General features: G+C 71.0%; 6 protein-coding genes and 1 pseudogene. All 7 read right to left on the bottom strand.

Annotated elements, in window-relative coordinates; translation table 11 throughout:
• A partial coding sequence (locus tag H0U68_RS21715; RefSeq protein WP_296358985.1) for a hypothetical protein occupies window positions 1–547 on the bottom strand: 547 nt, incomplete at its 3' end.
• Complete coding sequence (locus tag H0U68_RS24430) at window positions 544–621, bottom strand: hypothetical protein (protein ID WP_365732283.1); 78 nt, start codon at window positions 619–621, stop codon at window positions 544–546. The genes H0U68_RS24430 and H0U68_RS21715, both read right to left, overlap by 4 nt.
• 53 nt (window positions 622–674) lie before the next feature.
• Window positions 675–1,040, bottom strand: a complete 366-nt coding sequence (locus tag H0U68_RS21710; RefSeq protein WP_296358984.1) for a phage tail assembly protein — start codon at window positions 1,038–1,040, stop codon at window positions 675–677.
• A 43-nt stretch (window positions 1,041–1,083) separates the two neighbouring features.
• Window positions 1,084–1,518 carry a phage tail protein gene (locus H0U68_RS21705; RefSeq protein WP_296358983.1) on the bottom strand — a complete coding sequence of 145 codons (435 nt, stop codon included), beginning with the start codon at window positions 1,516–1,518 and terminating at the stop codon, window positions 1,084–1,086.
• A gap of 23 nt (window positions 1,519–1,541) precedes the next feature.
• Window positions 1,542–3,518: a phage tail sheath subtilisin-like domain-containing protein gene (locus H0U68_RS21700; RefSeq protein ID WP_296358982.1), complete on the bottom strand. Its 1,977-nt coding sequence runs from the start codon at window positions 3,516–3,518 to the stop codon at window positions 1,542–1,544.
• Between the two features lie 24 nt (window positions 3,519–3,542).
• Window positions 3,543–4,442 carry a Pvc16 family protein gene (locus tag H0U68_RS21695; RefSeq protein ID WP_296358981.1) on the bottom strand — a complete coding sequence of 300 codons (900 nt, stop codon included), beginning with the start codon at window positions 4,440–4,442 and terminating at the stop codon, window positions 3,543–3,545.
• A gap of 10 nt (window positions 4,443–4,452) precedes the next feature.
• Window positions 4,453–8,325 (bottom strand): annotated as a pseudogene (locus H0U68_RS21690) (hypothetical protein); the annotation flags it as partial.

Genomic DNA, 8,325 nt, shown 5'->3' with positions numbered 1-8,325 from the left:
GGAAGTCCGCGTGCTGGCGCGGCTGCGCTTCGGATGCGCGTGAAGCAGGGGGCTTCGCCAGCGTGGCGGCAACGCGCGGATACACGGCGCGCACTTCCGCACGGCGCAGCACTGCGGATACCGCGGGTTCGGCGCGCTGGGCGAATGCTGGCGCATGGTGGTCCCGCATTCCCTGCGTGGCCGCCGGCTGCCGCGGCACGGTTGCAATGCGCGGCGCGGCCTGCTGCCGCGCCTGCAGCGCGATCACGCCGGTGCGCGCTTCCCGCAGGCGCACCAGCAACTGCTGCCGCACCGGCGCCACCTGCCGCACCCACGCGTTGTGCACGTGCAGCTGCCGCAGCGACTGGCGCAGGTGGAACGCCTGCAGCAGCAGCGAGGTGTGCCGCACCACCGACCGGGGCGCCCGGCGCAGCACGCGCTCCAGCGGCGACAGGCGCAGGTCCTCGCGCCCGCCGCCAGCGCGCAGGCCGAGGAAAGCACGGTGCCGCGCCAGCGGCGAATCGCTTGCGGCGGTGAGGGCGCGCAGGAGCGGGCGCACGGAAATCATGCCTCGTTCATCCTCTGGTGGAGCGTAGAGATCTGCGCCACCCAGCGGCGGCGGTCGCGGTGTTCCATGTCCATGATCTGGTCATGCGTCCAATGGAAGTGGTAGGCGATGAAAGCCACCTCCTCGTTCAGTTGAGCGAGGGGGTAGCCGACCACTCCCCCAGCCGCGCCGACCCGCCTTCCCTGTCACCGGCGTCCGGCGTCTCGTCGAGGCGGTTGATCCTGTTGTAGAGGTTCTGCAGGAAGGCCAGGTCGGTGGCGAACAGGTTCTCGACCACCTTCGGGTTGATGGCCGGCACGCCGCCCAGCCGCGTGACCACGCGCGACAGCAGGATGACGATCAGGTAGGCCTCGTTCTTCTGCACGCGCGGGTCCTTCAGCGGCAGGATCTCGTCGGCCGCGGTGGCGCGGCGCATGGTGCCGTCGCGGTGCAGCGTGCCATCCTCGTCGAGGTAGCCGCAGGGCAGGGTGAATTCGAATTCGGTCTGGAACATGGTGTGTCCTCCGTGTATTGGTGTGCGCGGGGCTGCGGGCGCGTCAGGCGCGGGCCAGGCCCTCGTGGGCGAGTTCGAGCGACTCGATGGCGATGTCGTTGGCCTCGGCGTTGAAGCTCGGGCCGGTCCACTTCGCGGGCCAGGCATTGAAGAAGTTCCAGCGCGCCTTCTCCTGGCCCTGGCGGTCCAGCAGCACGATGGAGCCGTTGCGCCGCGAGGCCGCGGGGTCGCCGTCGGCCCACTGCTTGTGCCAGGCGTACAGGTCGGTGTCGTCGGACATGCCCCACTTCAGGCTGATGTTGGAGAACTTCACCTGGCCGGGCAGCTTGCGCATGGTGATGTTCTCGCCGCCCTCGCGGTGCTCGATCGTGTCGATTGACGAGTCGAGTCCGCCGGCCTCGTGGAACGCGGCGCGGGTGATGCCGTCGATCTCGACCAGGAAGTTGAAATTGACGTAGGGGTCTTTGCGGGTTGCCATGCTGTGTGCTCCTGGTGCGCGCTTCAGCCTTCGGACACTTCGGAACCGCCGTCCCAGATGCCGATGCGCACGATGATGAATTCCGCCGGATAGCTGGGCCGCACACCGATCTCGATGTGCAGGCGGCCGAGCTGCTGCTCGGAGAACGGGTTGATGTCCTCGTCGATGCGCACGTAGAACGCTTTTTCGGCCTTCTCGCCGAAGAGGGCCCCCTCGCGCCAGCTGCGCGTGAGGAAGTCGGTCAAGGTGCGCTTCAACTTCTGCCACAGCTGCGGGTTGTTGGGCTCGAACACCGCGCCGCGCAGGCCCTCCTGGATGGACTCCTCCAGGTACAGAAACAGGCGGCGGATGTTGACGTACTGCCAGTTGGCGTCGCCGCCGTAGCCGCTGGCCGTGGTGCGCGCGCCCCACACCGTAGGCCGCCCGCCCGCGTAGAACACGCGGATCACGTTGACGCCGTTCGGATTGAGCCCTTCCTGCTCGGTGTGCGTGATGGCGCGCTCCACGCCGAGCGCGCCTGTCACCGTGCAGGCGGTGCCGGCCGGCGCCTTGTGCACGCCGCGCAGCTGGTCGGTGCGCGCGTACACGCCTGCCATGTGCCCCGAGGGCGGCACGTTCAGCGTCTTCACGCCGGCGCTGTCCATCACCGACAGCCACGGGTAGTACAGCGCCGCGTAGCCGCGGCTGGAGGTGAGGCCCGCGCGCTGCGTGTCCACGCTGGCGGCGCCGAACGGCGCCAGGCCCGGCGCCGCGTCGAGGACGGCGAAGCGGTCCAGCAGCGATTCGCAGTGCTGGATCAGCGCGCCCTGCACGGCGGCGTCCTGGCGGTCGGGAATGGCGACGATGTTGACGTCGTCGATCGCCTCCAGCAGCGCGAGGGCGGCGGTGTAGTCGGCCGAGGTCAGGGTGGCCGGGTTGTCCGCCGCGCCGTTGGGCAGCGGCGTGATGGCCAGCGTGGCGGGCCGGTCGTCCGGCGGCGCCGTGACGTTGGGCGGGTCCATCGCGCGCACCGTCACGTAGGGATCAGCGCCGTTAACGATGCGGCCGTAGTAGCGCGGATGGTCGGGGTCCATGCCAAGCCCGTCGTACACCCGCGCCGAGCCGGTGGCCGGCGTCACGGTGAGCGTGAACTCCTGCGACTCCACCGTCACGTCGCCGCCGGCCGCGGCGAAATTGAAGGGCGCGGCGATACCGGCGCGCAGCGTCACCCGGTAGGTGGTCAGCGTGCCGTTGATGCGCTCGGCGATCACGCTCTTGACCACGGCGGTGTCGGCCACCGCAGCGGGCGCGGCCTGCTTGAGCACCAGCACCATGCCCGGGGCGATGGCGGCCCCAGCTTCCACGCGCAGCGTGTCGGCGCCGGCGGCCGGGTTCATCAGCCGCAGCGCGCCGGCCGCGTAGTTCTGCGACAGCGGGTTCAGGATTTCCAGCGTGGCCCCGTTCACGCGCGCCACGGTGGCGCCGTCGTCGGCCGCGGCCACGCCGGCCCAGCTCAGGCGGTCGCCGGGGCGGAACTTCTCCGCGTCGGAGGCCAGCGTGAGGGTGATGATGCGGGTGTTGACGGCCGCCCCCGCGATGGTGCCGGTGGGGCGGAACAGCTTGGCCGGCGCCTTCACCGTGTGCACGGCACCGTCTACCGTGATCGACACGCCGGGGCTCAGCACGCCGGCCTGCAGCGCCTTGACCAGCAGCGTGGGCGCGGCCGTGCCGTCGTTCAGCGTCAGCGCGCCGTAGCTCGCGTTGCTCACACGGGTGAGAAAGCAGGTCTTGCCGCCGTTCTCGTAGAAGCCGCGCACCGCGTACCAGAGGTAGAAGCCGGGCACCGGCACGGCGCCGAACTGGCTGGTGAACTGGTCCCAGCTGGTCAGGCGGGTGGGCGTGTTCAGCGGGCCCTGCATGCAGGGCCCAAGGAAGGCCGCGTTGCTGGTGCCCACCCCCGAGATCGGTGCCGCCGGCTCGAACTCGTCGATGTACACCTCGGGGGTTGCGTATGTCGTCATCTGTGTTTCTCCTTTGGCATCCGTCTAGAAATGCATGTCGTAATCGCCGCTCGAGGACGGCACGTCGATGGCCGCCGAGAACGGCGCGAAGCCCGTCGCCGACACCTGCAGCAGGTAGCTGCCCGGCGGGATCTGCACGAACAGGAAGCGCCCGTCGGCGCCGGTGCGCACCAGCTGGCGGCGCACGCCGGCGGTGGTGCGCAGGTCGACCCAGGCGCCAGCCACCGGGGCCGCGCCGGCGGCGGCAGAGGCGCGCAAGGTGCCGCCGAACTGCGCCAGCGTCTGCGCGGTTCCCGGCTCGCCGGCCACGCGCGTTTCGGCCAGCGCGGTGGTCACCATCGGGCCGGAGCGCGCCTCCAGCTCGTGCAAGGTGACGGTGACGACGAAATAGACGCAGGGCTTCCAGCGGTTGCCGTTGCCCATGGTTCCCCAGAACTCGCCGAGCTTGGGAAAGCCCTCCACCGGCAGCAGCGTGATCGGGAAGCGCTCCTGCGCGATGGGGGCCGGCGGCGCCGCGGGCGGTATGGACGCGGCGTAGATGGCGGCCGGGTCCAGCTCGTCGTGCTCGCCCAGCGCGCGCGCCGCGTCGGCCAGCAGCGCGTGCTCGTCCGGCGTGGGATCGATCAGCGAGGTCACCGTCACCGGGCTCCACGCGCTCAGCAGGTAGTGGCAGTCCACGCGGCGCGGCGGCTGCGTCTCGAACACGTCGAGCCCGACGGTGCGGCGCTCGCGCTCATTGGTGCGCAGCTTGCGGTTCTCGCGCAGGTCGACCAGGTACACGTTGAGCGAATTGCCCGTCGTGTTGGACACCAGGCTGCGCCAATCCTCGTCGGGCGGCTGGAAGCGCACCTGCGCGTCGGTCGTGAGCTGCGCGATGCGGTTGCGCAGCAGCCGCTGCAGCAGGAAGTCGAGGTGGTCGATCATGCGTGCCGCCTCAGATTTCCTCGTATCCGGGCATCCCGGATCCGTAGCTGTGATAGGGGACCTTGCGATCCAGCTCCAGGTAGCGCGCCCGGTCCGGCCGGTACGCGTCGGCCTGCGACGGGTCGCCCCCCGACTCGGTGAGCAGGCGCCGCAGCAGGGCGACGTCCTTGCCCCATTTCGGGTAGGCATCCTTCAGCTTGTTCTCCTGCGCGATCAGGCCAGTGACGCTCGGCTGGCTCAGCTTGGGCATCTCGTAGCCCATCACCGTGTAGCCCTTGAACTCCGCCTCCATCGAGGAGAACACGCCCTGCTCGACGCCGCGGTAGCTGCGCAGGCGGCCGGTGGCGGCTTCGATCTGTTGCTGGCGGCGCTCGGTTTCCTCGGCCTGCTGCGCAGCCGTTTCGTCGGCGGTGGGCACCGTCGTCACGCCGGGGTCGGGGGCGGCGGCCTTCGGCTTGGCGCCCGCGCCGGCCGGTGCCTTGGGCTGCAGCTTCGCCGCCGCGCCGCGCAGGGTGAGCTGGCGTTCGCCGATGCGCTGGCGCATTTCGATGAAGTCGCCCGGGCGCTGGAAATCGGCGGCGTGGTCGCTGATTTTCTTGTCCAGCGCGGCCAGCTTCTCCAGGTCGGCGCGCAGGCGGGTGAGCTGCTGGGGGCCGTCGCCGGCGGCCTCGGCCGCGGTTAGCGGGTTGCCGACGATCAGCGCGTCGTACAGCGGCTTCTGGTCGGCGATGCTGTCGGGGAACTCGAACACGATGGCGGTGCCGCCCAGCGCCTTTTGCACCGTGTCGCTGCGCCCACCCCCGGACTTGCCTTCGAAGTCGGAAATCGCCTTGGCGATCAGCTGCCGGTTATCGCCCGCGGCGAGCACCTGGTGGCGCACCTGCATCCAGGCTTCCCAGGTGCCGAAGCTGCCGGACCACGCCTGGGACCACTTGCCGGGGTCCTGCGCGCGGCCGATCAGCTCGGCGTAGCCGTCGTCGGTCATCGCCGCGCCGTGCTGCTGCACCGTCTCCTGGAGCACGGGCATGCTGCCCGTCACGACGCCGATCGCCGTGCCGACCGGCGCCTTGCCGAAATTCGTGGCCAGCTTGCGCGCGCTGGCGCCGTAGTCGAGCGAGCGCTGCTCGTTGCGCGTCTCGCCCCAGCCCACGTTGTCCGGGCCGGCGCCGCCGACGAAGGCATTGGTGTCGCTGGCCGAGGCCAGCGTGCGGTCGCCCACGCGCAGGCGCGCGCCGCCGGTGCCTTGCCCGCTGTAGACGCGGGTCACGCCGTCGGGCCCGAAGGTCACCTCCTCGCTGGTTTCGCCCTGGTCGAGGACATCCAACGAAACGCCGAGCGCACTCGCGGTGGTGGTGTCGTCGGTGGCGCTGCCGCGCGAGTCGGTGCGCGAACCCACCAGGTCGGGGTACTTTCCTTTCAGCGCGGTCAGCGCGTCCATCGAGCCGGCAGCGGTGATCTCGGCGAAGCGCGCGTCGCGGTTCGGGTCCTTGGCGTCGATCATGAAGCTCACCGACATGCCGCGGCTGTCGCGCACTTCGCGCGACATGCCCATGCTGGCCACGCCGTAGCCGCCGCTCGCGCCCAGCCGGCCGCTGGTGCCTTCCGAGCTGCTGATGGTGACGATGTACTTGCCCTCGCGCAGCGAGACGCTGCGCTCCAGCCCCGCGCTCTTGCCTACGCCGGCCTGCAGCCCCGCGTTCAGGCCCTTGCCGGCCGAGCCGCCCGCATTGGCTTCGATGCTGCCGGTGGCGCCGAGCGCGACCTCGTCGCCTTCCTTCATCTGCGCCAGCCCCGCGGGCGAGCCGGCCAGCGCGCGCATCTGCCCGGCCAGCGCCTGCGCGTCGGCGATGCTGCCGGCGGCGGCCAGCTGCGCCACCCGCAGCTCGCGCCAGGCGCCGCCGGAGCCGGCGTTGACGCTCGCCATGTACTTCTGCGTTTCCTCCGCCGAGAAGTCGTGCGCCACCGTCAGGTCCAGCGACCCCGACGCCGCCGCGCCGGCGGTGATGCTGGTGCCGCCGCGGCCTTGCTGCTCCATGCCCGCGCCCACCTGGCCGGCCACGTTGACGTGGAACACCACCCGAAAACGCGCCGGCTTGCTGAAGGGGACCTCGGTGACCTCGACCCAGGCCTTGCCACCGAAGGCGGCGCTGTGCGTGGCGCTGCGTCCTTTGCCGTAGTCGGTCCTGGACTGCATGCCCACGTTGGCGCCCGCGCCCAGCTTGCCGGGGCCGCCGATCGCCGAGGCGCCGCGCTCCGCCTGCATGTCGGTGGTCGATGCGGGCCCGGGCGGCTTCTTCGCGCCTGGCTTCGCCGGGCCCCTGGCTGCGGGCTTGGCAGCGGCTTTGGGGCCGGCCTTGGCAGCCGGTTTGGCCGTCGCAGCCGCGACCGGCGGTGCAGCACCGGCGACGACCGCGGGGACCGCGGGCTTCACAGGTTTCGCCTGTTTGCGTGCGGGAGCGGCCTTCTTCGGCTGCTGCTGCGGTGGGGGCTGCTGCGGCTGCGCTTGCGGCTGCTGCGCCTTGGCCGGAGATGCCGCGGCCTTTTTTGCCGCGGGCTTCCTGGGCCGCGCCTGCCGGGGCGTCGGCGGCAGGGCCAGGTCGTCCTGCATCGCTGCCTTGGGCTGCGCCGGCACGGCGGCCTTGCCGCGCTTGCGCGCCGCCGGCTTGGGCTTCGCGGCCGGCACGGCGATGGTGGTGGCGGCGTCGGCCACGGCTGCGGCCGGCGTGGCCTCTGCTTTTTTCGCCGCGGGGGTCTTCTTGGCGGCGGCGGCCTTCTTGGTTGGCACCTTCTTGGCTGCGGCCTTGGGTGCCGCGGCCGCCGGTGCAGCCGGTACGACCTTCTTGGCTGTCGATTTCTTCGCAGCGGCCTTCTTCGCCGGCGCCGTGGCCTTGGGCGGAGCTTTCTTCTTGCTCGATGGCTTTGCCGTACCCACCTTGGCGCCACCGGCCGCCGCAGGCTTCTTGCCCGCGCCGCCCTTGGCAGCCTTCTTCGCCGCGCGGCGTTCGCGCTCGCGCTGGCGGCGCTCTGCCTCCGTGCGCACCTTCTCGGCGGCTTCCCACTCTTCGCGGCGGATGGTTTGGGTGTGGAAGCGCACCTCCTTCACCGGGCCACCCTTGGCGAACAGCTGCTTGCACAGCTCCTGCCGGATCGCCGGCGTGCCGGGCTCGGCGAAGTCGATGACGATGGGCTCGCCGGTGGGCAGGTGCCTTGCGTTTCGCTTGGCCTGCTCGGCGTACCGCCTGCCCTTGTCGCGGACGCGGGACATGGGGATGCCCTCGATCGTGTCCGACTTGAGGTTCACGTGCCCGCGCACCTTGATCTTGTCGCCGCTCTTGTTGCGCGTCTTGATGTTCTTGGAATTGTCGGGCTGCGCGTAGCTGACCTCGCCAGGGGTCAGTACCATGCCGCGCAGTTCCGGGCCGCCGGCCACCCATTTGGTCTGCGGCTTGCCCAGCAGCCTGACGCGCGGCGTGCGCAGTTCCTCGTCGTAGGCGCCCTGCAGCTGGTTGCGCTGCAGGGTGGGCATGTCCGAATCCTTCAGCACCATCTTGAAGCGCCGCAGGCGGGCCAGCTTCTCGTCGGGGCTCAGCTGCGCCAGGTCGCCCGACTTCGCCTCGTCCATCATGCGGCCGAGTTCGCGCTTGGCGCGCATGGCGCCGGTCTCCTGCATGCCGCCGCGCGCCTCGCGGCGGTCGGCGCGGCGGTCCTGTGCCTGCCCCTTGTCCTGCGCGCGCTGGCGGCTGCGTTCCCACCGGCGCACTTCTTCCTCGTCTTCGTATTCGTCGTCGCCTTCGCCTTTGCCTTGGCCGCGCTGCTTCTTCTTGTGCGCGATGCCCGGCGCGGCCGTGCCGCCGACCGCCACCGGCGCGGCGCCGGGCGCGGC

Source organism: Ramlibacter sp., assembly GCF_013697775.1.
Classification (GTDB): Bacteria; Pseudomonadota; Gammaproteobacteria; order Burkholderiales; family Burkholderiaceae_C; genus Ramlibacter.
Note: the sequence above shows the minus strand (reverse complement) of the source record. Positions and strands in the feature narration are given on the sequence as shown.